This window comes from Micrococcus sp. ACRRV (genome assembly GCF_022346985.1).
Taxonomy (GTDB): Bacteria; Actinomycetota; Actinomycetes; order Actinomycetales; family Micrococcaceae; genus Micrococcus; species Micrococcus porci.
This window is the reverse complement of sequence record NZ_JAKRNH010000016.1, coordinates 1-26,252: the sequence shown is the minus strand read 5'-3', so window position 1 is coordinate 26,252 and position 26,252 is coordinate 1. Positions and strand designations below refer to the sequence as shown.

The following is a 26,252-nucleotide window of genomic DNA, read 5'->3' as shown; positions in this document are numbered from 1 at the left end:
CGGCCCGCCGCATGGCCGCTGCCGACGGCGGTGAGGGCTCACAGGGGACGTGCTAGGGTCGCTCGCATCCCACGGGAGCCCCACGGCACGGGGCTGAGACCGGGCTGACGCCGCCCGGAGACCGTCTGAACCTGTCCGGGTCATTCCGGCGAAGGAAGAAGGAGCCGCGGCCATGTCCGTTTCCGAGCGCACCCCCCTGCCCGCAGCCGAGTCGACGGCCGAGGTCGTCGCCGAGGAGAACTACCCCACGCACCGTCTGGGCTGGCTCGAGGATGCCGAGCACGGCATCCGCGTGCCCGTCACCGAGGTCCACCAGGACGACTCCCCCGACGGCACGCCCAACCCGCCCCTGACCGTCTACCGCACCATGGGCCCGGGCTCCGTGCCCGAGCGCGGCCTGCCCGCCCAGCGCGCCGAGTGGATCCGCGCCCGCGGCGACGTCGAGGAGTACGAGGGCCGCGAGCGTGACCTGCTCGACGACGGCCGCTCGGCCGTGCGCCGCGGCGCCGCCTCGCAGGAGTGGGCCGGCGAGCGCCGCCCCCCGCTGCGCGCCAAGGAGGGCGCGCGCGTCACCCAGATGCACTACGCCCGGCGCGGCGAGATCACCCCGGAGATGCGCTACGTCGCCCTGCGCGAGGGCGTGGACGCGGAGCTGGTGCGCTCCGAGGTCGCGGCCGGCCGCGCCATCATCCCGGCGAACGTGAACCACCCCGAGTCGGAGCCGATGATCATCGGCAAGGCGTTCGCCGTGAAGGTCAACGCGAACATCGGCAACTCGGCGGTGACGTCGTCGATCGCCGAGGAGGTCTCGAAGCTGCAGTGGGCCACCCGCTGGGGCGCGGACACCGTGATGGACCTGTCCACGGGCGACGACATCCACACCACCCGCGAGTGGATCCTGCGCAACTCCCCCGTGCCGATCGGCACCGTGCCGATCTACCAGGCCCTCGAGAAGGTCGGCGGCGACCACCAGGCCCTGACCTGGGAGATCTTCCGCGACACCGTGATCGAGCAGTGCGAGCAGGGCGTGGACTACATGACCGTGCACGCCGGCGTGCTGCTGCGCCACGTGCCGCTGTCCGCGGACCGCGTGACCGGCATCGTCTCCCGCGGCGGCTCGATCATGGCCGGCTGGTGCCTGGGCCACCACAGGGAGAACTTCCTCTACGAGAACTACGACGAGCTCTGCGAGATCTTCGCCCGCTACGACGTCGCGTTCTCCCTGGGCGACGGCCTGCGGCCGGGCTCCGTGGCGGACGCCAACGACGCCGCCCAGTTCGCCGAGCTCGACACGCTGGCCGAGCTGACGGAGCGGGCGTGGGCGTACGACGTGCAGGTCATGGTGGAGGGCCCCGGCCACATCCCGCTGCACCTGGTGCGGGAGAACGTGGAGCGCCAGCAGGAGCTGTGCAAGGGCGCCCCGTTCTACACGCTCGGCCCCCTCGTCACGGACGTCGCCCCGGCGTACGACCACATCACCTCGGCCATCGGCGCCACCGAGATCGCCCGCTACGGCACCGCGATGCTCTGCTACGTCACGCCCAAGGAGCACCTGGGCCTGCCGAACCGGGACGACGTGAAGACGGGCGTGATCACCTACAAGATCGCCGCGCACGCCGCCGACGTCGCCAAGGGCCACCCCGGCGCCCGCGACCGCGACGACGCGCTGTCCACGGCGCGCTTCGAGTTCCGCTGGCGCGACCAGTTCGGCCTCGGCCTGGACCCGCAGCTCGCCGAGGAATACCACGACGAGACGCTGCCGGCCGAGCCCGCCAAGACCGCGCACTTCTGCTCGATGTGCGGGCCGAAGTTCTGCTCCATGCGCATCAGCCAGGACATCCGCAGCGAGTTCGGCGGCGAGTCCGAGCAGGCGCGGATCGCCGAGGCCGGCATGGCTGCCAAGTCCGCGGAGTTCCGGGCCGCCGGCGGGTCCGTGTACCTGCCGGAGCCGAGTCTGCGCCGGCCCGAGGGGGACGCGGTGCTCGCGAGGGACTGAGCGGTCCGTGCCGCGGCGCGGGGGCCAGGGTGCCGGCCATGAGCACCTCCCCCGCGCGCGGTGCGAACCTGAACGCCATCGCCGAGGCCACCGGCCTGACCTTCGAGGACTGGGCCGCGTGGCTGGACGCCCGCGGCGCCCGGGACCTGACGGTGCACGCGGAGATCGTGGGGCTGGTCCTGGAGCGGATGCGCTCGGGTGAGACGGCCGAGGTGGGCAGCCCCGAGTGGTGGGCGCAAGGCGTCACCGTGGCTTACGAGCAGCACATCGGCCGCCGGCGGCCCGGCCAGCGCGCGGACGGGACCTTCGCCGTCACCGCCTCCCGCATCCTGGAGGGCACGCGGGAGGAGGTGCACGCCCGCGCCGTCGGGGCGGTGCGGGCCGCGCTGTCCGACGGGGGCGCCCTGCGCGGCGTGGGCCTGGCGAAGGAGCCCACCGAGTCCGCCACCGCCACGCGGCTGTTCTGGCGGGCGGTGCTCGCCGACGGCACCCGCGCGGAGCTGGCGACCGAGCCCAGGCCGCAGACGGCGGGGAAGCCGGCCAAGGCCGCCGTCGTCGCGACGCACTCCAGGGCGGCCTCGGCCGAGGAGGCCGCGGCGTGGAAGGCGTTCTGGAGGAACCTGCCGGCGGCGCTCTGACTCCTCCTGCACAGAGGACGCGGGTCCGCGTCCACTCCACAGCTCCGCCGCCTCCGCCGTGCCCGCGCCCTCGGCACCTCGTACGCTCGGGGCATGGATGAGGAGAACTCGGAGGCGGCCGGGCTCGTGCTCGGCGCGGACGGCAGGGCGCGCCCGGCCTGGGCGGCGGCCGACCCGCTGCTGCGGGACTACTACGACGCCGAGTGGGGGCTGCCCGTCACGGACGAGCGCGGGCTCTTCGAACGGCTCACGCTCGAGGCCTTCCAGTCCGGACTGAGCTGGCGCACGGTGCTGGCCAAGCGGCCGCGCTTCCGGGAGGTGTTCGCCGGCTTCGACCCGGACGCCGTCGCGGCCTTCGGCGCGGTCGAGGTCGAGGCGCTGATGGCGGACGCCGGGATCATCCGCAACCGCCGGAAGATCGACGCGGCCCTCGCCAACGCGCGGGCCGTCGTCGGGATCCGGGACGAGGTCTTCGCGCCGCTGCACCCGGGCTCCCCCGGGGCCGGCCCGGCATGGGACGGCGAGGGCGACCGTCCCGGCACCGGACTGCCGGGCCTCGTCTGGGCCCACCAGCCCGCCCAGACCCCGACCCCGCGCACGATCGGCGAGGTGCCGTCCGCCTCCCCCGAGTCCACGGCCCTCGCGAAGGCGCTCAAGGCGCGCGGCTGCCGGTTCGTCGGCCCCACCACGTGCTTCGCCCTGCTCGAGGCCGCCGGCGTCGTGGACACCCACCTGGTCAGCTCGTGGCGAAGAGGGGCCTCTGGGATCTGGGCGTGAGGGCGGCCGGCGAGCACGATGGCACGCAGAACTCGAACGACGAACCGAGCAGGAAAGGGTGACATCGTGACCACCACGACCTCCGCCTCCCAGGGATACCGCACCATCAACCCCGCCACCGGCGAGCTGATCAAGCAGTACGACAACGCCACGGACCAGCAGGTCCAGGACGCACTGGCCGCCTCGCAGGCCGCCTACGAGCAGTGGGCGGCGAAGACGGTCGCCGAGCGCGCCGGCGTCGTCAAGCGCATCTCCGAGCTGCTCGCCGAGCGCTCCAAGGACATCGCCGCACTCATCACCACCGAGATGGGCAAGTCCCTCGGCGGCGCGATCGGCGAGGTGCGCTTCAGCGCCCAGATCTTCGCGTACTACGCGGACAACGCCGAGGAGCTGCTGGAGGACCAGCCGATCAAGGACTTCTCGGGCCAGGAGGCCTTCCTCGAGAAGCTGCCGCTCGGCCCGCTGCTCGGCGTCATGCCGTGGAACTTCCCCGTGTACCAGGTGGCCCGCTTCGCGGCGCCCAACCTCGTGCTCGGCAACACCATCCTGCTCAAGCACTCCGAGATCAACCCGCAGACCGCCCAGCTGCTGCAGGACCTCTTCGAGGAGGCCGGGCTCCCGGCGGGCGTGTACCAGAACCTGTACGCCACCCACGATCAGATCTCCACGATCATCGCGGACCCGCGCGTGCAGGGTGTCTCCCTGACCGGCTCGGAGCGCGCCGGCGCGTCCATCGCAGAGCAGGCCGGCCGCCACCTCAAGAAGTGCGTGCTGGAGCTCGGCGGCTCGGACCCGTACATCGTCCTCTCCGCGCCCGATGCCCGCCAGGCCGCCCGCGAGGCCCTGCAGACCCGCATGGGCAACTGGGGCCAGGCCTGCAACTCCAACAAGCGCATGATCGTCATGGAGGACCTGTACGACGAGTTCGTGGACGAGCTCGTCAAGCAGTCCACGGCACTGAAGCCCGGCGATCCGACCTCCCGTGACGAAGACGTCTACGGACCCCTCTCCTCGGAGTCCGCCGCGGACGGCCTCGCCACCCAGATCCGGGACGCCAAGGAGGCCGGCGCCACCGTCGTGGGCGGCGAGCGCCTCTCCGGCCCCTCCGGCGAGGGCTTCTACGTCTCCCCCGCCGTGATCACGGACGTGGACCAGGAGAACCCGGCCTACTCGCAGGAGCTGTTCGGCATGGCCTCCGTGGTCTACAAGGTGTCCTCCGCCGAGGAGGCCGTCGCCCTGGCCAACGACTCCCAGTACGGCCTGGGCGGCGCCGTGTTCTCCACGGACCTGGACGAGGCCAAGCGCGTGGCCGAGCAGCTCGAGGTGGGCATGGCCAACGTGAACCTGCCCTCCGCCCAGGGGGCCAACCTGCCCTTCGGCGGCGTCAAGCGCTCGGGCTTCGGCCGCGAGCTCGGCCCGTTCGCCGTGGACGAGTTCGCCAACAAGCGCCTCTACGCGGTCAAGGGCGACCTGCAGGGCTGAGCCGGCCCCGCACCCGCCCGCGGTGCCGCACCCCGCACGGCGACGGCCCCCGCCCCGGAGATCCGGGCCGGGGGCCGTTCCGGCTGTCCAGGGTGGGCCGGTCAGGCGCGCGGGGCCGCGGTGGACCCGCCCACGGCGCCGGTGGAACCGGTGAGCGCGGTGGGCTCGCGGCCGGCGACGATGTCGGCCGCGCCCGTGAACTCGCCGCTGATGTGCTCCTGCACGTGGTCCGGACGGCGCGTGAGCCGCGAGACCACGACGCCCGCGGCCAGCGCCGCCACGAAGCCCGGCAGCAGCTCGTAGAGGCCGAACCAGTCCCACGTGTCCGCGGAGGCCGTGGACCAGAACCAGGCCACCGCCGCGCCGACGACCATCGCGGCCATGGCGCCCCACGAGGTGAAGCGCTCCCAGTACAGGGCCAGGAGGATGACCGGGCCGAAGGCCGCGCCGAAGCCGGCCCAGGCGAAGGAGACGAGCTCCAGGACGCTGGCGTCCGGGTTGAGGGCCAGCAGGCCGGCGATGAGCGCCACGACGAGCACGCCGATGCGGCCGAGCCAGACCATGGTGCGCGGGGAGCCCCGGCGTCCGCGGAGCATGTAGAGGTCCTCCACGAGCGCCGAGGAGCACACGATCAGCTGTGAGGAGAGCGTCGACATGATGGCCGCGAGGACGGCGGCGAGCACGAGGCCCGCCACGAAGGGGTGGAACAGGATGGACGCGAGCACCAGGAACACCGTCTCGGGGTCGTTCAGCTCGGTGCCCGGGTTCGCCTGGAAGTAGGCCAGGCCCACCAAGCCGACCATGACGGCGCCGAACACGGACAGCACCATCCAGCCGATGCCGATGCGGCGGGCGGCGGCCGCGTCCTGAGGGGTCCGCAGCGCCATGAAGCGCACGATGATGTGCGGCTGGCCGAAGTAGCCCAGGCCCCAGGCCAGCGAGGACAGCACGCCGATCAGCGTGGCGTTCTGGAACAGGGAGAAGCGGTCGGCCTCGGGCCCGACGGCGGCGTCGGCCGCGCGGATCCCCTCGAGGACCTGGTCCCAGCCCCCCATGGTGGCGATCACGGCCACGGGGACCACGAGGAGCGCCAGGAACATGAGCACGCCCTGGGCCACGTCCGTCAGCGACGCGCCCAGGAACCCGCCGAACAGCGTGTACAGGACGGTGATGCCCGCCACCACGACCATGCCGGTGAGGTAGTTGACGCTCACGCCCTGCGCGTAGATCGAGTCCGGGCCGAACGTGGACTCCACGAACTTGCCGCCGGCCACCATGCCGGAGGAGACGTAGAAGGTGAAGAACACCAGGATGATCAGGCCCGCCACGATGCGCAGGATGTGGGTGTGGTCCTTGAACCGGTTCTCCAGGAAGGTGGGGATGGTGATCGAGTCGCCGGCGACCTCCGTGTAGGAGCGCAGCCGCGGGGCCACCACCTTCCAGTTGACCCAGGCGCCGACGATCAGGCCGATCGCCATCCACCCCTCGATCAGGCCGGAGGCGTAGACGGCGCCGGGCAGGCCCATGAGCAGCCAGCCGGACATGTCCGAGGCGCCGGCGGACAGTGCCGCCACGCCGGGCTTCATGTCGCGTCCCGCGAGCATGTAGTCGTCGAGGTCGTTGTTCCTGCGTGCGGCGTACAGGCCGATGGCGATCATCGCCACGAAGTACAGCCCGATGGCCGCCAGGAGGAAGGCGGTGTTGGAGTCCATGCGGGCATGATTCCACAGGGCAGGAGGGGCTCATGTCGCACGTCACAGAGCCGGCGCACGACGTCGGGGTCGCCCGGCCCCCTCGCCCGTAGACTGGTCCGCGCCATGACCGACTTCCCTCAGCCGCCCGCGGCCGCCCCCGTCATCACCTTCCCCGCGCACCTGCCCGTGGCCGAACGGCGCGAGGAGATCATGGACGCGGTCCGCGAGAACCAGGTGGTGATCGTGGCCGGCGAGACCGGCTCGGGCAAGACGACGCAGCTGCCCAAGATGCTGCTGGCGCTCGGGCTGGGCGAGGCCGGCGTCGTGGGCCACACCCAGCCGCGGCGCATCGCGGCCCGCTCCGTGGCGGAGCGCATCGCCGAGGAGCTCGGCGAGGACGTCGGCCGGACCGTGGGCTACCAGGTGCGTTTCACGGCCCAGACCTCGACGCGCACCCGAGTGAAGGTCATGACGGACGGGATCCTGCTGGCCGAGATCCCCCACGACCCGGACCTGCGGAAGTACTCCGCGATCATCGTGGACGAGGCCCACGAGCGCAGCCTGAACATCGACTTCCTGCTGGGCTACCTCAAGCGCCTGCTCCCACGCCGGCCGGACCTCAAGGTGATCATCACCTCCGCCACGATCGACCCGGAGCGCTTCGCCCGGCACTTCGGCACCGAGGACGAGCCCGCCCCCATCATCGAGGTCTCGGGCCGCACCTACCCGGTGGAGATCCGCTACCGGCCCCTCACCGAGGAGCCCTCCCCCGACGACCCGGACGACGACGCCGACGACCACGCCGAGACCCGCGACCCCATCGACGCGGTCGGGGATGCCGTGCTGGAGCTGGCCGGCGAGGCCCCCGGTGACATCCTCGTGTTCTTCCCCGGCGAGCGGGAGATCCGCGAGGCGGCGGATCACCTGGCGGGCGTCGTCGCCTCCACCCCGCGCCTGGCGGGCACCGAGGTGCTGCCGCTCTACGGGCGCCTGTCCATGGCGGAGCAGCACCGCGTGTTCGGGCGGGCCGGGGCCGGGGTGCGCCGCCGGATCGTGCTGGCCACCAACGTCGCCGAGACCTCGCTGACGGTGCCGGGCATCAAGTACGTGATCGACACGGGCACCGCCCGCATCTCCCGGTACTCGCACCGCACCAAGGTCCAGCGCCTGCCGATCGAGCGGATCTCCCAGGCCAGCGCCAACCAGCGCTCGGGCCGCTCCGGCCGCACGAGCGACGGCATCGCGATCCGCCTGTACTCCGAGGAGGACTTCCTGTCCCGGCCGGAGTTCACGGACCCGGAGATCCTGCGCACCTCCCTGGCCTCGGTGATCCTGCAGATGCTCTCCCTCGGCGTGGCGGACACCCCGCGGGAGGTCATGGACTTCCCGTTCGTCCAGCCGCCGGACTCCCGGCAGGTCACCGACGGCGCCGCCACCCTCACCGAGCTCGGCGCCCTCCACGCCGACGCGCCGACGCGCGGGGGCGGACGCGGCCGGGGCAAGGGGGCCGGGAACCGGTCCGCCGCCGGCACCATCACGGACATCGGCCGCCGCCTGGCCCGGCTGCCCGTGGACCCCCGCCTGGGCCGCATGATCCTGGAGTCCGGGCGCCGGGACTGCACCCGCGAGGTCATGGTCCTCGCCGCCGCGCTCACCATCCAGGACCCCCGCGAGCGCCCCGTGGAGCAGCGCCAGGCCGCGGACGAGCTCCACGCCCGCTTCGCCGACGACCGCTCGGACTTCTCCGCGTACCTCAACCTCTGGGAGTACCTGCGCGAGCAGCAGAGGGAGCTCTCCGGCAGCCAGTTCCGCAAGCTCTGCCGCCGCGAGCACATCAACTGGCTGCGCGTGCACGAATGGCAGGACCTCGTCCGCCAGCTGCGCCAGCTGTCCAAGGACGTGGGCGTGCCCGTGCACCCGGGTCCGGTGGACCCGGTGGGCAAGCACGACGACGTCCACAAGTCCCTGCTGACCGGCCTGCTCTCCCAGATCGGCGCCTACGACGAGCGTCGCCGCGAGTACCAGGGCGCCCGGAACACCCGGTTCGCGGTGTTCCCGGGCTCCGCCCTGTTCAAGAAGCGCCACCCCTTCGTGATGGCCGCCGAGCTCGTGGAGACCTCCCGGCTCTGGGCGCGCACCGTCGCGCGGATCGAGCCGGAGTGGATCGAGGAGGTCGCCGGGGACCTCGTGCTGCGCTCCTACGCCGAGCCGCACTGGTCCCGGAAGGCCGGAGCCGCCGTCGCGATGGAGAAGGTGACCCTGTTCGGGGTGACGATCGTGCCCGAGCGCAGCGTGCGCTACGGCCGGATCGACCCGGTGCTCTCCCGCGAGCTGTTCCTGCGGCACGCCCTCGTGGAGGGCGACTGGCGCACCCGGCACCGCTTCTTCGCCCGCAACCGGAGGCTCCTGGAGGAGGTCGACGAGCTGGAGACGCGCCTGCGCCGCCGCGACCTGCGCGTGGGCGACGAGGAGCTGTTCGCCTTCTACGACGCGCGGGTCCCCGCGAACGTCGTCTCCGAGCGGCACTTCGACGCGTGGTGGAAGAAGGCCCGCCAGGAGACGCCGGACCTGCTGGACCTGGACCTGGACGCCCTGCTCACCCAAGACGCCGACGAGCTGGACACGGACGCCTTCCCCACGGCCTTCCGATACCCGCTGCCCGGCGGGGACGCCGACCTGGCGCTGGACTACACCTACGACCCGACGGGCGCCTCCGGCACGGACGGCGTCACGGTGGCCGTCCCCATCCTGCTGCTCAACGAGGTCGCTCCCGGCCCGTTCGCCTGGCTGGTGCCCGGCCTGCGGGGGGAGCTCGTGACCGCCCTCATCAAGGCGCTGCCCAAGGCCGTGCGCAAGAACCTCGTCCCGGCCCCGGACGTCGCCCGTCTCCTCGTGGAGGACCTCGACGCGCACGCCGACCCGCTCCGGGACGAGCTGCCCGCGGCCCTCTCCTCCGCCGTGCGGCGCGTCCGCGGGGCGGTCGTCGAGCCCGAGCTGTGGCGGCTGGACGCGGTCCCGGACCACCTGCGCATGGACTACCGCGTGGTGGACGCCCGCGGCGCGGTCATGGGCGCCGGGCAGGACCTGCCCGCCCTGCAGGCCCGGCTGGCGAAGGCCAACCGCTCCGCCATCGCCGCCCGCCTCGCCGGCACGGACGACCCGCGCAACGCCCGCCCGGGTCAGGGCGCCGGGCGCGGCCGCGGGAAGACCGAGTCGAAGGGCGGGGACGGCGGAGCACGGGGCCCCGCCGCGGACACCGGCCGCCCCGGCCCGTCCCGGACCGCCGACGGCGCTCCCGCCTTCCGCGAGCGGCACGGGCTGACCTCCTGGACCGTCGGCGAGGTCCCGCGGCAGATCACCACCGCCCCCGGCGACCGCGGCCCCGCGATCACCGGCTACCCCTCCCTGATCCCCGAGACCACGGCGGACGGGTCTCCGGCGGCGGGTCTCGTCGTCGCGCGCTCGGCGCAGGACCAGGCGGCCTGGCACCGCGCCGGTGTGATCGCGCTGCTGCTGGCCACGCTGCCGAGCACACACCGGTACGTCCTGGACCACCTGGACAACAAGGAGAAGCTGACCTTCACGCAGAACCCGCACGGCTCCGTGGAGTCGCTCGTGCGGGACGCCACCCACGTGGCCGTCGACCGGCTGGTGGGCACCGACCTGCCGTTCACGGAGGTGGGGTTCCGGGCGCTGTTCGACCGCGTCCGGGCCGACCTGATCGACACGGTCTTCGCCGTCACCGCCCTCGTGGAGCAGGTGCTGTCCCGGGCCGCGGAGGTCCGCCGCCGCCTCAAGGGCGGCGTGTCCCTGGCCATGGCCCCGGCGAAGTCCGACGTCCAGGCGCACCTGGAGCAGCTCGTGTTCCCCGGCTTCCTGGCCGCGACCGGCTGGCAGCAGCTGCAGCACCTCCCCCGCTACGTGCAGGGCATGCTGGCGCGCCTGGACAAGCTCGACGCCGGCGGTCACCTGCAACGCGACGGCCAGCACATGGCCGTGGTGCAGGGCCTCGAGGACGAGTTCGACGCCGCCGTCACCGCGCACCGCAGCCGGTTCCCGGGCACGCCGGTGCCGGCCGAGCTGGAGCGGGTGCGGTGGCTCCTCGAAGAGCTGCGGGTGTCCTACTTCGCGCAGGAGCTGGGCACGGCCGTCTCCGTGTCGGAGAAGCGCGTCCGCCAGGCCCTGGCGCAGGCGAGGCAGGGCTGACGCCGACGGGCCCGCCCGGAGGGGCGGGCCCGGACGGCTCGGTGGTGCGGGAGGGTCGGTCCCGGGGCCTGATCAGTCCTGGGGGACGACGTCGCCGTGCCCGTCCTCGCGCAGGCCGGCCCGGATCGCGGCGGCGGCCTCGTCGAGGGACTCCGGCTCCGGGGCGTTGTCCACGCGCGCCATGTCGTAGTCGTTCATGGAGTTCGAGGGCCACACGTGCACGTGCAGGTGCGGGATCTCGTAGCCGGCCACCATCAGTCCCGCCCGCTGGGCGCCGAACGCGCGCACCTGCACGCGGCCGATCGCCTGCGCCACGCGGGTCAGGTGGGCCAGGAGGTCCGGGTCGGCGTCCACCCACTGGTCGACCTCCTCGCGGGGCACGACGAGCGTGTGGCCCTGCGCGAGCGGGCCGAGGGAGAGGAACGCGACGCACTGCTCGTCCTGCCAGACGAAGCGGGCGGGCAGCTCGCCGGCGATGATCCGGCTGAAGACGGTGGCCATGGGGTCCTCCTGGAGGTCTCGGTGGGGCTGGTCGGCGTCCGGGACGGGGTCAGTCGCCCTCGGGCCGGGGGCCGGTCGCCACGGGGCGGTCCGGGTCCTGGATCCAAGCCGACCACGAACCCGGGTACAGCGCCACACCGTGGCGTCCGGCGACGGCCAGGGCGAGCACCTGGTGCGCCGCCGTGACCCCGGAGCCGCAATACACGGCCGCGGGGACCTCGTCGGACAGGCCCGCGTCCTCGAAGCGGGCGGCGAGCGCCGCGGGGTCCAGCAGCCGCCCGTCGGCGGCGACGTTGCCGGAGGTGGGCAGGGACCGGGCGCCGGGGATGTGCCCGGCCACCGGGTCCAGGGGCTCCTCCTCGCCGCGGTAGCGCTCGGCCGAGCGGGCGTCGAGCAGGAGGCCGCCGGCGGCGATCGCCTCCGCGCCGTCCGTGTCCACCACCGGCATGCGACCCCACGAGGGGTGCACGGAGCCGGGCTGCGGGATGACCTCGCCCGGCTGCAGCGGCAGACCGGCGGCCCGCCAGGCCCCGAGCCCGCCGTCCAGGAGCACGGAGTCCCGCAGGCCCGCGTGGCGCAGCAGCCACCATGCCCGCGCGGCGGCCAGGGAGCGGTCGTCGTCGTAGACCACCACGGTGTCGCCGTCGTCGATGCCCCACATCCGCAGGGAGTGCGCGAACTGCACGGGGTCCGGCAGCGGGTGCCGCCCCTGGCGGGGGCCGGCGTGCCCGGCGAGCTGGTTGGGCAGCGAGACGAACACCGCCCCGGGCAGGTGCCCGCGCAGGTAGGCGTCGTGGCCCGAGCCGCCGGCGCCGGCCACCGCGTAGCGCACGTCGAGGAGGATCACGCGGCCCGGGTCGACGCGCCGGTCGAAGACGGGCCCGGGCGGCGGGGCGGGCACGGGCTCGGCGGGGGTCAGGCCCAGCCATCCGGCGAGCACGCCCACGTCCACGAGGGACGGCGGCTCGGCGGCCGCGGGGTCGGGGGCCGTGGCGTCCTCGGCGAGCTCCGCCAGGGGCGTCTGATCGGTCGGGGCGTCCGCCGCGGGCGACGAAGCCGGAGACGGGGGACGGCCCTCGGTTGAATCCTTCACGACGGACACCCTACTGTGCCGCCCCGCCCCGCGCGGGGCCCGCTGGTAGCCTGGGGATCCACCGTCCCGGCGCCGCGCCCGCGGCCCGCCCCGTCCAGCGACGCCGCCCGCAGGCGGTGCGGAAGGAGCCCGTCAGCGTGAGCGAGACCCCCGGCCGCCCGTCCGAGGCCCCCGCACCGCGCGGGCGCAGCACCCGCCAGAAGGCGGCGGTGGACGGCGCCCTGGACGCCGCCGAGGACTTCGTCAGCGCCCAGGAGCTGCACGCGCGCCTCAGGGACGCCGGCGAGCGCGTCTCCCTGGCGACCGTCTACCGCGCCCTCCAGCAGCGGCTCGACGAGGGCACGGTGGACATGCTCCGCCGCGAGGACGGGGAGTCCGTGTACCGCCGCTGCGCGGCCGAGGGGCACCACCACCACCTGGTGTGCCGGGTCTGCTGGACCACCGTGGAGGTGACCGCGCCCGGCGTCGAGGAGTGGGCCGCCCGCATGGCCGCGGAGCACGGCTTCTCCGACCCGGACCACACCGTGGAGATCACCGGCGTGTGCGCCGAGTGCCGCGCCGCCGGCCGCGGCTGAGCCGCGCGCCGCTCCCGGCCCGGGCGGGGGGCGCCGGCCGTCAGCGGACGCCGTCCACCGGATCGTCCAGGAACGGCAGGCGGGGCCCGTGCAGGGCGCCGTGGCCGTAGGCCGCCTCCAGGTTCGCCTCCGTGAGGACCTGCCGCGGGGTGCCCGCGGCCACCACACGCCCGCTCATCAGCACCACGAAGTCCGCGGCGGCCGCCTCGTCGAGGTCATGGGTCGTGTGCACCACGGAGACCCCGCGGGCGGGCTCCTCGTGGAGGAGCCGGTCGATGGTGCGGGCGGAGACGAGGTCCAGGCCGGTGAGGGGCTCGTCGAGCATGAGCACGTCGTGCTCCTGGGCCAGGGCCTGCGCCACGTACACGCGCTGCCGCTGGCCGCCGGAGAGCTCGTCCAGGTGGCGGCGGGCCAGGTCGGTGACCGCCATGCGCTCCATGGCCGCGTCCACGGCCTCGCGGTCCGCCGCCCCGAAGCGGCCGAACCAGCCGGCGCGCGGGTACCGGCCCATGCGCACCACGTCCCGCACGGTCAGGGGCACGCCCTGGGGCACCGGGATGGTCTGCATGACGAACGCGGTGCGGCGCGCGTGCCGGGAGGGGCTCTCCCCCCGCACCGTGAGCGAGCCGGCGGCCGGCTCCAGGGTGCCCGCCAGGGCGTGCAGGAGCGTGGACTTTCCGGAGCCGTTCGGGCCGATCACGGCCACCAGCACCCCGGCGGGCAGGGTCAGGTCGGACGGGGCGACGGCCACGTGCGCGGCGCGGCGCAGCTCCAGGCCGCGGGCCTCGGCGAGGACGCCTGCCCCCGGAGTCGGAGCGGTGGGGACGGTGCGGGTCATCGGGCGGGGCTCCCCTCGGTCTCGCGGCGGCTCTCGGCGTCGTCGTCTCCGGCCGGGGTGGGCGCGGACGCGGCTCCCCGTGTGCGCCGGCGTCGTCCGGCGGCGGCCTGCACGGCGGACCGTCCGAGCAGCACCACGAAGAACAGGACGACCGGGACCAGCGCCATGGTCGCGGAGGCGGCGGTCCCCCAGTGGTAGCTGAGCACGAGGCCGGCGACCACGGACAGCGCGCCGATCCCGGCGGAGAGCGCCATCATCTGCGGCACGGTGCGGGTGAGCAGCGCGGCGGTGGCGGGCGGGCCCACCAGCAGGCCGAAGACCAACACGGTGCCCACGGCCTGGAAGGAGCCGATCACGGCGGCGCCGATCAGCACCAGCAGCAGCGTGTGGGTCAGGCGCGGACGCATGCCCAGGGCCTGCGACTTCGCCTCGGAGAAGCTCAGGGCCAGCAACGGCCGGTAGAGCACCAGGGCGAGGACCACCACCACGACGCCGATCGCCGCCTGCACGAGCAGGTTCTCCGGGGTGACGCCCAGGGCGTCGCCGAAGAGGATGGCCGTGAGCGATCCGGTGTAGGAGCTCGAGAGCGAGATGATCACCACGCCGAGGGCCATCATGCCCACGAAGAGCAGACCGATCGCGGTGTCCTCCTTGAGGGTCGTGGTGCGGTGCACCAGGGAGATCCCGCCCATCATCAGGACGGCGGCCAGCGCCGCCCCGAGGTGGGGGCTGCCCCCGAGGAGCACGGCCAGCGCGATGCCCGGCAGGACGCCGTGGACGAACGCGTCGCCGAAGAAGCTCATGCCCCGCAGGACGAGCCACGTGCCCACCGCCGAGCACATCAGGGCGGCGATCAGCCCGCCGAGCAGGGCGCGCTGCTGGAAGCCGAGAAGGAAGGGGTCGATGAGCCAGTCCACGGCGGGGTGGTGTCCTCTCTGGACGTCGTCGGCGGCGGGGCGGGCGTCAGCCCTTCAGGGCGTCGGCGAGGGTGCGGGCGTTGTGCAGCATGGCCTGGGCGTAGTCCGCCTCGGGGGTGCCGACCGGGCCGACCCCGCCCTCGTATAGCTGGACGACGGGCAGTCCCCCGGCCTCCCTCGCGACGGTCTCGACGAGCCCGTTGGGGGTGCCCGTCGAGGTGAGCAGCGCGGCGGCGCCGTGGTCCTTCACCTGCTGCGTGAGGGCGGCCAGCTCGCGGGAGGAGGGCTCCGCGTCGGTGGAACCGCCCGGCACCACCACGCCCTCGATCGTGAAGCCGTAGGCGGCGGAGAAGTAGCCGTAGGCGTCGTGGTCGGTGACCAGCGTACGCCGCTCCTGGGGCACGGCCGCCAGGATCTCCCGCACCTGCCGGTCGGTCTCCTCCAGCTCACCCTCCACCGTCGCGCCGCACTCCGCGTACTTCTGCTCGCCGGTCTCGGCGGCGAGCTCGTCGCCCACCACCCGGGCGGCGGCGGCCATCCGGGCCACGTCCATCCAGACGTGCGGGTCCTGGGAGCCGTGCTCGTGCCCGGCGTGGGCGTCCGCACCCTCGTGCCCCGCGTGGTCGGCGTCGTGCTCGCCGAAGGGCAGGGGGTCCAGGCGCGGCGCCACCTCGACCACCACGGCCCCGTCCTGGCGGGCGTTGTCCAGGGCGGAGTCCATGCCGCCCTCCAGGCCCAGTCCGTTGGTGAACACCAGGCCGGAGTGCACCATCTGCGCCACCTGATCGGAGGAGGCCGCAACGTCGTGGGGATCGTCCCCCGGGCCCATCACGGAGACGACGGACCCGCCGCCGCACCGGGCCACGCGGTCCGCCACGGACGCGAGCTGGGTGGTGGTGGCCACGGCCACCACGGGCCCCGCGGCCGACGACGACGCCGTCACCGCCCCCTCCTCCGCGGCGGACGGGCTGCTGGAGTCCGCCACGGAGCAGCCGGCGAGGGCCACGCCGAGGGCGGCCACCACCGCGGGGGCTGCGAGACGGGGAGTGGGGGACGAACGGGACACCTGGGACGGTCCTTCCGGGGAGGGCGGGCCGCCCGGTCGGCGGCGCTTCTTGCTAAAGATTCTCACTATAGCACCCGCTCCGTGCCTGGACGCGCCGACGCCCGCCCCGGAACGGGGGCAGGCGCCGGCGTCGTCGGGGCCAGGGCGTCACCGGGCGGGCAGGTCCCGCATCCGCGTCGGCTCGGGGGCCGCGTGGGAGCCCGTGGTCGGGCGGAAGCGCCGCGGGGACTGCGTCACGTCGTGGATCTCGCCCACGAGCTCCTCGAGGACGTCCTCCAGGAAGAGCACGCCCACGGTGGCCCCGTCCTCGGAGATCACGCGCGCCAGGTGCGAGCCCGTGCGCTGCATGAGACCCAGGGCGTCCTCGACCTCGTCGGCCACCCGGACGTTGGCCAGGGAGCGCACCCGCGTCACCGGCACCGGGTCGGCATAGCGGGAGGGGCCCCCGGCCAGCACGTCCTTGAGGTGCAGGTAGCCCGCGTAGCCGCCCTGCGAGTCCTCCACGACGAAGCGCGAGTACCCCACGCGGCCCACGGCCCACTCGAACTGCTGCGGCGTGACGTCCTCGGGGACGCTGACGACCTTCTCGATCGGGACCATGACGTCCCCGGCCGTGTAGGAGGAGAACTCCAGGGCCGAGTGGAGCACCCCGGACTCGTCCTCGAGCGTCCCCGACCGCGTGGACTCGGCCACGATGGTCTGCACCTCCTCGAGGGTGAAGGAGGAGGCGACCTCGTCCTTCGGCTCGATCCCGAACGCGCGCAGCACCGTGTTCGCGGCCCAGTTGAGCACCACGATCAGCGGGTGCAGGAGCTTGGACAGCCACACCAGCGGCTGCGCCAGCAGCATCACCGCGCGGTCCGCGAAGGAGACGGCGGCGTTCTTGGGGACCATCTCGCCCATCGTCACGTGCAGGAAGGTGACGATCAGCAGCGCCAGCACGAACGCGACGACGTCCGCGGCCGCCAGTGGCAGACCCAGTGCCTCCATGGGCGCCGCGAGCAGATGGTGGAGGGCGGGCTCGGAGACGTTGAGGATCAGCAGGGAGCAGACGGTGATGCCGAGCTGGCACACCGCGAGCATCTGGGAGACGTGCTCCATGGCGAACAGGGCCACCTGGGCCTGTCGTGAGCCGGCCTCGGCCCGGGGCTCGATCTGGGAGCGGCGCGCCCCCATGACGGCGAACTCGCCCGCCACGAAGAACGCGTTGGCGGCCAGCAGCACCGCCAGCCACAGCAGTCCGACGACGTCCTGGCTCATGCGCGGGCCTCCTCGGTCACGGGGCGGGGGTCGAACCGCACGCGGTCGACGCGGCGGCCGTCCATGCGCTCCACGGTCAGGGTGCCGACGTCGAGCGGCACCACGTCGCCGACGGCGGGGATCCGGCCCAGGCGGGCCATGACGAAGCCGCCGATGGTCTCGTAGGCGCCGTCCTCCGGGACGTCGAGGGCCTTGATCTGGGCGTGCGCCTCGTCCGGGCGCAGCTCGGCGGGCAGGTACCAGCGGCCGGAGGCGGTCTGGAGGACGCCGGGGGTCACGCGGTCGTGCTCGTCGGAGACCTCGCCGACGATCTCCTCGACGACGTCCTCCAGGGTCACGACGCCTGCCGTGCCCCCGTACTCGTCGACCACGATGGCCAGCTGCAGGCTGGCCTCGCGCAGCTCGGCGAGCAGCTGGTCCAGGTGCACGGTCTCGGGGACGCGGATCACGTCCGTCATCAGGGCGCCGGCGGTGAGGTCCGCCCGGCGGTCCATGGGCACGGCCACGGCCTTCTTCACGTGCACGACGCCGAGGACGTCGTCGGGCGACTCGCCGATCACGGGGAAGCGCGAGTAGCCGGAGCGGCGGGCGAGCTCGACCACGTCCAGGAGCCCGTCGTCCTCGCCCACGGTCTCCATCCGGATGCGCGGGGTCATCACGTCCGCCGCCGTGCGCTCGGCGAAGCGGAGGGTGCGGTCCAGGAACGTGGCGGTCTGCTCGTCGAGGGTGCCCAGCTGGGCGGAGCGGCGCACCAGGGAGGAGAGCTCCTCCGGGCTGCGGGCGCCGGAGATCTCCTCCTTGGCCTCCAGCCCCATGCGGTGCAGCACCCCGTTGGAGAATCCGTTGAGCACGAGGATCGCGGGCTTGAACACGGCGGCGAACACCAACTGCGGGCGGGCCAGGGCCCGGCCGAGGCGCAGCGGCTCCGCGATGGCCATGTTCTTCGGGACCAGCTCGCCCAGCAGCATGGACAGCAGCGTGGCCGCGGCCATGGCAACGACGAGCGACACCGGCCCGGCGACGGACTGCGGGAGGCCGACGGCGAGGATCAGGGGGTCGACCAGGCGGCTGATGGCCGGGTCCATGACGTAGCCGGTGAGCAACGTCGTCAGCGTGATGCCCAACTGGCAGGCGGAGAGCTGGGTGGACAGGGACTTCAGGCACGTCAGCAGCGGCTCCCACGAGCGGTCGCCGTCGTCGACCATGCGCTGCACGGTGGGCGCGTCGATCGCGATCAGGGAGAACTCGACCATCACGAAGAAGCCGGTCCCCAGGACCAGCAGCAGGCCGAGGATCAGCAGGATCCACTCCACGGGACCCCACCCCCCGCGGCCGATCGGCGGCGCTGCGCACCGCGGGACGGGCGGGGACTGGAGGGCTCCGATCCGGCCGCGTCCGCGGGGGCGGACGGGCGGTCTGGCACGGCAGTGTCAGGGTGATCCATAGTCCGTCCAGCATACCGAAGGCCGCCCCGGCGCACCCGGGTCGGCGAGCGTCCCGGGGCGGTCACCAGGACGCGGGGACGGGGCGCCCCTCCTCGTAGCCGGCCGCGGACTGCACGCCGACCACGGCCCGCTCGCGGAACTGCGCCAGGTTCGCCGCGCCGGCGTAGGTCAGCGACGAGCGCAGGCCCGCCGTGATCCCGTCCACGAGGTCCTCCACGGAGGGCCGCCGCGGGTCCACGTACATGCGCGAGGAGGAGATCCCCTCCTCGAACATCGCCTTGCGCGCACGGCTGAACGCGTCCTCGTCCCGCGTGCGGTGCTCGACGGCACGGGCGGAGGCCATGCCGAAGCTCTCCTTGTATCGGCGCCCGTCGGAGCCCTGGACGAGGTCGCCCGGGGACTCGAGGGTCCCGGCGAACCAGGAGCCGATCATCACCTGGCTGGCGCCGGCCGCGAGCGCCAGGGCGACGTCCCGCGGGTGCTTGACGCCGCCGTCGGCCCAGACGCGGGCCCCGACCTCGCGCGCGGCCGCGGCGCACTCGAGCACCGCCGAGAACTGCGGACGGCCCACGGCGGTCTGCATGCGGGTGGTGCACATGGCGCCGGGGCCCACGCCCACCTTCACGACGTCGGCGCCGGCCGCGACGAGGTCGCGCACCCCCTCGGCGGTGACCACGTTGCCGGCCACGACGGGCACCTCCGGGTCGAGGGCGCGCACGGCGGCCAGCGCGTCGCGCATGACCCGCTGATGGCCGTGCGCGGTGTCCACGACGAGGACGTCGGCCCCGGCGGCGAGCAGGGCGGCCGCACGGGAGCCGACGTCCCCGTTCACGCCGAGGGCGGCGCCGACCTGGAGGCGGCCGGACGCGTCGAGGGCGGGGGCGGCCAGCGAGGAGCGCACCAGGCCCTGGCCGGTGACGACGCCGCGCAGCACGGGGCGGTCCGCGACCGGGTCCTCCACCACTGGAGCCAGCGGCCGTCCGGCGGCGTGGAGGACCTCGAAGGCCGCGCGCGGCGCGTCGGGGCCCTCGAGGTCGGCCGGGGACAGCAGGACGGAGGGGGTGCGCATCACGGAGACGACGGAGGCGAACCGGTCCACGTCCCCGCAGTCCTCGGCGCCGGCGACGCCGAGGAGGCGGCCGTCGTCGTCCACCACGCAGACGGCGCCGTGGGCGCGCCGGTCCACGAGGTGGAGCACGTCGAGGACGGTGGCATGCGCGTCCACCGTCAGCGCCGTGTCCGCCACCGCGTGGGCGGCCTTCACGGCGGCCACCGTCTTCGCCACGACGTCGACGGGGACGTCCTGCGGCAGCACGCCGAGTCCCCCGCGCCGGGCCAGGGTCTCGGCCATGCGCCGCCCGGTCACCGCGGTCATGTTGGCGGAGACGAGCGGGACGGATCCCACGGTCCCGTCGTCGGGTGCGATGTCCACGGCCGTGCGGCTGCCCACCTCGGAGTGCGAGGGGACGAGGAAGACGTCGTTGTAGGTCAGGTCCACGGCGGGCTCGTGCATCAGGCGCATGGGGCCATGCTCTCAAAGGCCCGTGGCGCCGGTCACGTCGAGCGCCCGGCGGGGCCCGGGCGGCGCGTGCCCCTGCCGCTGGCCCGGGGCGAGCGCCTATGCTGTTCCGAGGCGTTCTCGCGCCCGTTCCCGCGCGGGGACCGGCGGTGCGCGGACGCGCCGAAGCGACCGGCTTCCCCGCACCCCCTGGATTCCGGTCGGCCATCAGCATCCAAGGTTCAGGAAGAGGCGTTTCACAGTGCCAGAACTCACGTCCGATCGGCTCTCGCAGGAGTTCCCGGGCAACGAAGATCTCGTCGCCCAGATCTACCGGAAGTACCGGGAGGACCAGGGCGCCGTCGACCGGCAGTGGGCCCAGATCTTCGCCCGCCTCGAGGCCTCCCAGCCGCAGCCCGAGCCCGCCGCGGCCGCCCCCAAGGCGACCTCCTCCGCCACGGCCGAGCCGGCCCCGGCCGTGAAGCCCGCCGTCAAGAGGGGGGCGGCCACCCCCGCCGACCCGCAGGCGGCCGCCAAGAAGTCCGGCCCCACCGACGTCTCCGCCCCGGCCCAGCGCAAGCGCTCCGTCTCCGAGGCCGTGCCGTCCGAGCCGGCCCGCGACGCCGCCGCCGGCGCCTCCGAGAAGCAGGACAAGGCCACCGTCCTCAAGGGCATGGCCAAGGCCGTGGCCACCAACATGGACGCCTCGCTGTCCATGCCCACGGCCACCACCGTGCGCGACCTGCCGGCCAAGCTGCTGATCGACAACCGCACGGTCATCAACAGCCACCTGGCCCGCACCCGCGGCGGCAAGGTCTCCTTCACGCATCTGATCGGCTATGCCGTGGTGCGCGCGCTGAAGGCCATGCCCTCCATGAACACCCTCTACGAGGAGCGCGACGGCAAGCCCACCATGGTGGAGCCGGCGCATGTGAACTTCGGCCTGGCCATCGACCTGCCCAAGCCGGACGGCACGCGCGCGCTCGTCGTCCCGAACATCAAGGCCGCCGAGACCCTGAGCTTCCGCCAGTTCTGGGAGGCCTACGACGACCTCGTCAAGCGCGGCCGCGCCAACAAGCTGACGATGGACGACTACGCGGGAACCACCGTCTCCCTGACCAACCCGGGCGGCATCGGCACCGTGCACTCCGTGCCGCGCCTCTCCAAGGGCCAGGCCGCGATCATCGGCGTGGGCGCGCTGACCTACCCGGCCGCCTTCCAGGGCGCCGCCGAGTCCACGCTGAACAGCCTGGCGATCTCCAAGACCATCACCCTGACCTCCACGTACGACCACCGCGTGATCCAGGGCGCCGGCTCCGGCGAGTTCCTCAAGCTGATCCACGGCTACCTGCTCGGCGAGGACGGCTTCTACGACGACGTCTTCCACGACCTGCGCATCCCCTACGAGCCGGTCCGCTGGGCCCAGGACGTGCAGGTGAACCCGGAGGAGCAGATCGGCAAGGTCGCCCGCATCCAGCAGCTGATCCACGCGTACCGGGACCGCGGCCACCTGCTGGCCAACGTGGACCCGCTCGAGTACCGCATGCCCACCCACCCGGACCTGGACATCCGCGAGCACGGGCTCACCCTCTGGGACCTGGACCGCGAGTGGCCCACCGGCGGCTTCGGCGGCGCGGACACGCTGACCCTGCGCAGGATCCTCGGCGTGCTGCGCGACGCGTACTGCCGCACGGTGGGCGTCGAATACATGCACATCCAGAACCCGGCTGAGCGCGCCTGGTTCCAGGACAAGCTGGAGCGCCCGTACGAGAAGCCCAGCCGCGAGGAGCAGCTGCGCATCCTGGGCCGTCTCAACGCCGCCGAGGCGTTCGAGACGTTCCTGCAGACCAAGTACATCGGCCAGAAGCGCTTCTCCCTGGAGGGCGGCGAGTCCCTGATCCCGCTGCTCGACTCCATCCTCGGCGACGCCGCGGACGAGGGCCTGGACGAGGTCGCGATCGGCATGGCGCACCGCGGCCGGCTGAACGTGCTGACCAACATCGCGGGCAAGACCTACTCCCAGGTCTTCCGCGAATTCGAGGGCGCCACCCCCGGCGGCGCCTCCGGCTCCGGCGACGTGAAGTACCACATGGGCACGGAGGGCACGTTCGTCTCCGACGCCGGCAACTCCACCCGCGTGTACCTCGCCGCGAACCCCTCCCACCTGGAGGCCGTGGACCCGGTGCTCGAGGGCGTCGCCCGCGCCAAGCAGGACCGCCTGGAGGCCGCCGGCGAGTCCGGCGCGGCCTTCCCCGTGCTGCCGATCCTGGTGCACGGCGACGCCGCGTTCGCCGGCCAGGGCGTGGTGACCGAGGTCCTGAACCTGTCCCAGCTGCCCGGCTACCGCACCGGCGGCACGATCCACGTGGTCGTGAACAACCAGGTGGGCTTCACCACCTCCCCCGCCGAGGGCCGCTCCTCGGTGTACGCCACGGACGTCGCCAAGACCATCCAGGCGCCGATCCTGCACGTGAACGGCGACGAGCCGGAGTCCGTGCTGCGCGTGGCCCGGCTGGCCTACGAGTACCGCCAGCGCTTCCACAAGGACGTCGTCATCGACCTGGTGTGCTACCGCCGCCGCGGCCACAACGAGGGCGACGACCCCTCGATGACCCAGCCGCGCATGTACACGCTGATCGAGCAGAAGCGCTCCACCCGCAAGCTGTACGTCGAGTCCCTCGTGGGCCGCGGCGACATCACTCAGGAGGAGGCGGACACCGCGCTGAAGGACTACCAGCAGCAGCTGGAGCGCGTCTTCGCGGAGACCCACGCCGCCGAGACCGGCCAGGCGGTGGCCACCACCGGTCTGGAGCCGGCCCGCGACCGCGACGCCGCCCGCCCGGCGCCGTCGACCACCGCGATCTCCCCGGACACGCTGCGCCGCATCGGCGACGTGCACCTGGAGGTCCCGGAGGACTTCACCGTGCACCCCAAGCTCTCGCAGCTCCTGGAGAAGCGCGCCAAGATGGCCGTCGACGGCGGCATCGACTGGGGCTTCGCCGAGCTGGCGGCCTTCGGCTCGCTGCTCATGGAGGGCGTGCCCGTGCGCCTGTCCGGCCAGGACTCCCAGCGCGGCACGTTCACGCAGCGCCACTCGGTCTTCCACGACCGCGTGACCGACGAGACCTGGACCCCGCTGAACCACCTCTCCGAGTCGGAGGCCCCGTTCTGGGTCTACAACTCGCTGCTGTCGGAGTACGCGGTGCTCGGCTTCGAGTACGGCTACTCCGTGGAGCGCTCTGACGCGCTCGTGCTGTGGGAGGCCCAGTTCGGCGACTTCATCAACGGCGCGCAGACGATGATCGACGAGTTCATCTCCTCCGCCGAGCAGAAGTGGTCCCAGAACTCCTCCGTCGTGCTGCTGCTGCCGCACGGCTACGAGGGCCAGGGCCCGGACCACTCCTCCGCCCGCATCGAGCGCTTCCTGCAGATGTGCGCCGAGGACAACATGCGCGTGGTCAACCCGTCCCACGGTGCGAACCACTTCCACCTGCTGCGCGAGCAGGCGTACTCCCGCCCGCGCCGCCCGCTGGTCGTGTTCACGCCCAAGCAGCTGCTGCGCCTGAAGGCGGCCGCCGACCCCGTGGAGGCCTTCACCCAGGGCGGCTTCCGGAAGGTCATCGGCGACGCCTCCGTGGACGCCGCGCAGGTCGAGCGCGTGATCCTGGTCTCCGGCCGCCTGTACTACGACCTGCTGGCCCGCCGCGAGAAGTCGGGCGACACCTCCACCGCGATCGTCCGCGTCGAGCAGCTCTACCCGCTGCCCGCCGAGGAGATCCGCGCGGAGCTGGCCAAGTACCCGGGCGCCCAGGTGCGCTGGGTGCAGGACGAGCCCGCCAACCAGGGCCCGTGGCCCTTCATGGCGCTCAACCTGCTGCCCCAGCTGGACCGCGAGGTCACGCTGGTCTCGCGTCCGGCCCTGGCCGCGACGTCGGCCGGCACCAAGGGCCGTCACGACGAGGAGCTCTCCACGCTCCTGGACACGGCCTTCGGGGCCTGAGCATCCGTCACCCGTGACCGCGGGCCCGCGGCGTCGTCGACGTCGCGGGCCCGCGGGCGCATCGACCGAAAGGACTGACCGTGCAGAACCGCCGGATCCGCATCGCCGCCGTCGGCGACCACATCCTGGCCGGCGCGGGCGACCCGCGCTCCATCGGCTGGTGGGGGCGGGTCCTGGCCCGCACCGCCGCGCCGGAGGTCACGCTGGAGAACTACGTGCTGGCCGTGCCCCACGAGACCACGGAGCAGCTCAACGAGCGCTGGTGGGGCGAGGCCTCGCGCCGCTTCTCCGAGTCCGCGGAGAACCGCCTCGTGGTGGCCCTCTCCGACGCCGACCTGGACCTCGAGGCGTCCTCGAGCGCCCGCTCCCGCCTGAACCTGGCCAACGTCCTGGACACGGCCTCGCAGCGCGGGATCACCGCCCTCGTGGTCGGCCCCGTGCCGACGCTGGACGAGGCCCGCAACGACCGCCTGGCCGACCTGAACACCGCCTACCAGGACGTGGCGGCCCGCCGCGGCCACCTGTACGTGGACGCCTTCACGCCCCTGCGCACCCATGAGCAGTGGCGAGCGGACCTGGCCGCCGGCGACGGCGTCCCGGGCCAGGCCGGCCACGGGCTGATCGCCTGGCTGGTGCTGCACCGCGGCTGGTACCAGTGGCTCGGCGTCCCGGAGCCCACGGCCTGACGCCGCGCGGGCCCACGGCCCGAGTCGGCACAGGGGCGACGGCCTGATGTGACAGAATGACTCACCGACCATCGTCCGCTATCCGAGGAGAGGAGACGCCATGAGCAAGCGTGCCCGCAAGCGCCGCGACCGCAAGAAGGGCGGCGCGAACCACGGCAAGCGTCCCAACACCTGAGCGTGAGCTCAGCGCGGCGACGCGCCGGGTGAACAGCCCGCGACGACGAGGGGCCGGTCCGTCCAGGACCGGCCCTTCGTCATGTCCCGGCGAGGCCGGGCGGCGTCTCAGCCGGCGCGGCGCACCGTGGTCGTGGAGACCTGGGTGATGCGCGTCATGATGGTGGCGCGCAGCTGCGCGGGGGCCTTCTCCTGGCAGGAGCGGCGCAGGGCGGAGCGGATGATCAGCTCGAGCTCCTGCTGGTGGTGGCAGTCGGGGCACTGGTCCACGTGCGCGCGGACCTGGTCGATGTCCTCGGGGGTGAGGGCGCCGTCGAGGTACTGGTAGAGCTGCTCGAGGCGGTCCTCGCCGTCGTTGCAGCCGCGGCAGTCGCCGTCCTGGCTCATCGCTTCTCCTCCTGGGTGCTCGTCTCCTGTGCCGTCCGGCCCTTGGGGCCCATGCCGCGCTCGCCCGCGTAGTCCGTGAGCCTCTCGCGCAGCTGCTTGCGGCCGCGGTGCAGGCGGGACATGACGGTGCCGATGGGGATGTCGAGGATCTCGGCGATCTCCTTGTAGGCGTAGCCCTCGACGTCCGCGAAGTACACGGCCAGTCGGAACTCCTCGGGGATCGCCTGGAGGGCGTCCTTCACCTCGGAGTCCGGCAGGTGGTCGAGCGCCTCCGTCTCGGCGGAGCGCAGGCCGGAGGACGTGTGCTCGGCCGCGCGGGCCATCTGCCAGTCCTCCACCGTGTCGGTGTCCGCCTCCAGCGGCTGGCGCTGCTTCTTGCGGTACAGGTTGATGTACGTGTTGGTGAGGATGCGGTACAGCCAGGCCTTGAGGTTGGTGCCGGGCCGGTACTGGTGGAAGGAGGAGTACGCCTTCGTGTATGCCTCCTGCACCAGGTCCTCCGCGTCCTGCGGGTTGCGGGTCATGCGCATCGCGGCCGAGTAGAGCTGGTCGACGAACTCGAGGGCGTCGCGCTCGAAGCGGGCGCGGCGCTGAGCCTCGGACTCGGCGTCGACGTCGATCCCCGGCAGGTCCAGGGCGGGGGCGTCCGCGGGCCGGGCGATCTCCGGGGTGCTGTTCTGGGTGCTCATCGCGGGCCAGTCTACGGCGGCGCCCCGACTCCCGGTCAGGACGGGGCGCTCCAGCAGGGTCGCGGCCATGCGGGGGCTCCTTCCTGACGCCGGTGCAACGGTGCGCGGGCGGCGGCCTCGGGGCCGCCGGCGGGACGGTGCGTCCCGCACGGGGCACAGCGCACCGCCCCCCGTGCGGTATTCCCGTGCCCACGCCCCGGTCCGGCGTCGGGCCGCTCGGTAGGCTGGACGGGTGACCGATGCCGTGGTGGCGCCGATCGCCGCGCGCTGAAGCGTGCGCTCAGGCGGTGCGGGACTGGCGGCGCACGCCGGCGACGCGCTGGGCCACGG

Annotated in this window: 20 protein-coding genes and 1 riboswitch; of the genes, 9 read left to right on the top strand and 11 right to left on the bottom strand. The window is 73.5% G+C overall.

Annotated elements, in window-relative coordinates; translation table 11 throughout:
* Nucleotides 1-61 precede the first annotated feature (61 nt).
* Nucleotides 62-176, top strand: a riboswitch (TPP riboswitch).
* From thiC to MHY29_RS03080, 4 genes are all read left to right on the top strand, one after another.
* Complete coding sequence (gene thiC, locus MHY29_RS03095; RefSeq protein WP_239238189.1) at nt 173-1,996, top strand: phosphomethylpyrimidine synthase ThiC; 1,824 nt, start codon at nt 173-175, stop codon at nt 1,994-1,996. It overlaps the preceding riboswitch by 4 nt.
* A 38-nt stretch (nt 1,997-2,034) precedes the next feature.
* On the top strand, nt 2,035-2,634 hold the full coding sequence (locus MHY29_RS03090; protein WP_224355253.1) for a hypothetical protein: 600 nt from the start codon (nt 2,035-2,037) through the stop codon (nt 2,632-2,634).
* Nucleotides 2,635-2,727: 93 nt separating this feature from the next.
* A complete protein-coding gene (locus tag MHY29_RS03085) occupies nt 2,728-3,411 on the top strand; it encodes a DNA-3-methyladenine glycosylase I (protein ID WP_239238188.1) in 684 nt (227 codons plus the stop codon).
* Nucleotides 3,412-3,429: 18 nt separating this feature from the next.
* On the top strand, nt 3,430-4,893 hold the full coding sequence (locus MHY29_RS03080; protein WP_370643430.1) for an NAD-dependent succinate-semialdehyde dehydrogenase: 1,464 nt from the start codon (nt 3,430-3,432) through the stop codon (nt 4,891-4,893).
* Nucleotides 4,894-4,994: 101 nt separating this feature from the next.
* Here the strand turns inward: MHY29_RS03080 and putP are convergent, their stop codons facing one another.
* Nucleotides 4,995-6,605 (bottom strand): sodium/proline symporter PutP, encoded by a 1,611-nt coding sequence (gene putP, locus MHY29_RS03075; protein WP_239238186.1) that lies wholly within the window; start codon nt 6,603-6,605, stop codon nt 4,995-4,997.
* A gap of 105 nt (nt 6,606-6,710) precedes the next feature.
* Here putP and hrpA point away from each other — a divergent pair, with 105 nt between their 5' ends.
* On the top strand, nt 6,711-10,793 hold the full coding sequence (gene hrpA / locus MHY29_RS03070) for an ATP-dependent RNA helicase HrpA (protein ID WP_239238185.1): 4,083 nt from the start codon (nt 6,711-6,713) through the stop codon (nt 10,791-10,793).
* 72 nt (nt 10,794-10,865) lie between these two features.
* On the opposite strand, the gene MHY29_RS03065 is transcribed toward hrpA, so the two are convergent.
* Both MHY29_RS03065 and MHY29_RS03060 read right to left on the bottom strand, forming a co-directional pair.
* Nucleotides 10,866-11,294 carry an HIT family protein gene (locus tag MHY29_RS03065; RefSeq protein WP_224355257.1) on the bottom strand — a complete coding sequence of 143 codons (429 nt, stop codon included), beginning with the start codon at nt 11,292-11,294 and terminating at the stop codon, nt 10,866-10,868.
* 49 nt (nt 11,295-11,343) lie between these two features.
* Complete coding sequence (locus MHY29_RS03060) at nt 11,344-12,387, bottom strand: sulfurtransferase (RefSeq protein ID WP_224355258.1); 1,044 nt, start codon at nt 12,385-12,387, stop codon at nt 11,344-11,346.
* A 137-nt stretch (nt 12,388-12,524) separates the two neighbouring features.
* Between MHY29_RS03060 and MHY29_RS03055 the strand changes: the two genes are divergently transcribed.
* Nucleotides 12,525-12,962, top strand: a complete 438-nt coding sequence (locus MHY29_RS03055) for a Fur family transcriptional regulator (RefSeq protein WP_224355259.1) — start codon at nt 12,525-12,527, stop codon at nt 12,960-12,962.
* A 40-nt stretch (nt 12,963-13,002) separates the two neighbouring features.
* On the opposite strand, the gene MHY29_RS03050 is transcribed toward MHY29_RS03055, so the two are convergent.
* The 6 genes from MHY29_RS03050 to MHY29_RS03025 all read right to left on the bottom strand — a co-directional run bounded on the left by MHY29_RS03050 (nt 13,003) and on the right by MHY29_RS03025 (nt 20,010).
* Nucleotides 13,003-13,800 carry a metal ABC transporter ATP-binding protein gene (locus MHY29_RS03050; protein ID WP_239238184.1) on the bottom strand — a complete coding sequence of 266 codons (798 nt, stop codon included), beginning with the start codon at nt 13,798-13,800 and terminating at the stop codon, nt 13,003-13,005.
* Nucleotides 13,797-14,717, bottom strand: coding sequence for a zinc ABC transporter permease AztB (aztB, locus tag MHY29_RS03045; protein WP_224355261.1), 921 nt, complete (start codon nt 14,715-14,717; stop codon nt 13,797-13,799). The genes MHY29_RS03050 and aztB overlap by 4 nt, the downstream gene beginning before the upstream one ends.
* Before the next feature lie 46 nt (nt 14,718-14,763).
* Entirely contained in the window at nt 14,764-15,783 is a 1,020-nt protein-coding gene (locus MHY29_RS03040; protein WP_224355262.1) for a metal ABC transporter substrate-binding protein, read from the bottom strand.
* Nucleotides 15,784-15,930: 147 nt separating this feature from the next.
* A complete protein-coding gene (locus MHY29_RS03035; protein ID WP_224355263.1) occupies nt 15,931-17,043 on the bottom strand; it encodes a hemolysin family protein in 1,113 nt (370 codons plus the stop codon).
* On the bottom strand, nt 17,040-18,356 hold the full coding sequence (locus MHY29_RS03030) for a hemolysin family protein (protein WP_224355264.1): 1,317 nt from the start codon (nt 18,354-18,356) through the stop codon (nt 17,040-17,042). Before MHY29_RS03030 ends, MHY29_RS03035 begins: the two co-directional genes overlap by 4 nt.
* Before the next feature lie 193 nt (nt 18,357-18,549).
* Nucleotides 18,550-20,010, bottom strand: a complete 1,461-nt coding sequence (locus MHY29_RS03025) for a GuaB1 family IMP dehydrogenase-related protein (protein ID WP_224355265.1) — start codon at nt 20,008-20,010, stop codon at nt 18,550-18,552.
* A gap of 238 nt (nt 20,011-20,248) precedes the next feature.
* On the opposite strand from MHY29_RS03025, the gene MHY29_RS03020 reads away from it, so the two are divergent.
* The 3 genes from MHY29_RS03020 to MHY29_RS12450 all read left to right on the top strand — a co-directional run bounded on the left by MHY29_RS03020 (nt 20,249) and on the right by MHY29_RS12450 (nt 24,847).
* The gene (locus MHY29_RS03020; protein WP_224355266.1) at nt 20,249-23,986 is read left to right on the top strand and encodes a multifunctional oxoglutarate decarboxylase/oxoglutarate dehydrogenase thiamine pyrophosphate-binding subunit/dihydrolipoyllysine-residue succinyltransferase subunit; all 3,738 of its coding nucleotides are present in this window, start codon (nt 20,249-20,251) and stop codon (nt 23,984-23,986) included.
* Nucleotides 23,987-24,066: 80 nt separating this feature from the next.
* Entirely contained in the window at nt 24,067-24,672 is a 606-nt protein-coding gene (locus MHY29_RS03015) for a GDSL-type esterase/lipase family protein (protein WP_224355267.1), read from the top strand.
* Between the two features lie 100 nt (nt 24,673-24,772).
* A complete protein-coding gene (locus MHY29_RS12450) occupies nt 24,773-24,847 on the top strand; it encodes a 50S ribosomal protein bL37 (protein ID WP_370467464.1) in 75 nt (24 codons plus the stop codon).
* Between the two features lie 107 nt (nt 24,848-24,954).
* Here MHY29_RS12450 and rsrA read toward each other — a convergent pair whose 3' ends face one another.
* Together rsrA and MHY29_RS03005 are read right to left on the bottom strand one after the other, a co-directional pair.
* Nucleotides 24,955-25,233, bottom strand: coding sequence for a mycothiol system anti-sigma-R factor (gene rsrA / locus MHY29_RS03010; protein WP_224355268.1), 279 nt, complete (start codon nt 25,231-25,233; stop codon nt 24,955-24,957).
* Nucleotides 25,230-25,922, bottom strand: a complete 693-nt coding sequence (locus MHY29_RS03005; RefSeq protein ID WP_224355269.1) for a sigma-70 family RNA polymerase sigma factor — start codon at nt 25,920-25,922, stop codon at nt 25,230-25,232. Before MHY29_RS03005 ends, rsrA begins: the two co-directional genes overlap by 4 nt.
* Nucleotides 25,923-26,252 lie beyond the last annotated feature (330 nt).

Bases quoted from the DNA above. Each gene is read 5' to 3' on its own strand.
- MHY29_RS03080 (WP_370643430.1), top strand. From the start codon at position 3,430: ATGGCACGCAGAACTCGAACGACGAACCGAGCAGGAAAGGGTGACATC.
- MHY29_RS03085 (WP_239238188.1), top strand. From the start codon at position 2,728: ATGGATGAGGAGAACTCGGAGGCGGCCGGGCTCGTGCTCGGCGCGGAC.
- MHY29_RS03065 (WP_224355257.1), bottom strand. From the start codon at position 11,294: ATGGCCACCGTCTTCAGCCGGATCATCGCCGGCGAGCTGCCCGCCCGC.
- rsrA (WP_224355268.1), bottom strand. From the start codon at position 25,233: ATGAGCCAGGACGGCGACTGCCGCGGCTGCAACGACGGCGAGGACCGC.
- MHY29_RS03035 (WP_224355263.1), bottom strand. From the start codon at position 17,043: ATGAGCCAGGACGTCGTCGGACTGCTGTGGCTGGCGGTGCTGCTGGCC.
- MHY29_RS03005 (WP_224355269.1), bottom strand. From the start codon at position 25,922: ATGAGCACCCAGAACAGCACCCCGGAGATCGCCCGGCCCGCGGACGCC.
- MHY29_RS03025 (WP_224355265.1), bottom strand. From the start codon at position 20,010: ATGCGCCTGATGCACGAGCCCGCCGTGGACCTGACCTACAACGACGTC.
- thiC (WP_239238189.1), top strand. From the start codon at position 173: ATGTCCGTTTCCGAGCGCACCCCCCTGCCCGCAGCCGAGTCGACGGCC.
- MHY29_RS03050 (WP_239238184.1), bottom strand. From the start codon at position 13,800: ATGACCCGCACCGTCCCCACCGCTCCGACTCCGGGGGCAGGCGTCCTC.
- putP (WP_239238186.1), bottom strand. From the start codon at position 6,605: ATGGACTCCAACACCGCCTTCCTCCTGGCGGCCATCGGGCTGTACTTC.
- MHY29_RS03090 (WP_224355253.1), top strand. From the start codon at position 2,035: ATGAGCACCTCCCCCGCGCGCGGTGCGAACCTGAACGCCATCGCCGAG.
- hrpA (WP_239238185.1), top strand. From the start codon at position 6,711: ATGACCGACTTCCCTCAGCCGCCCGCGGCCGCCCCCGTCATCACCTTC.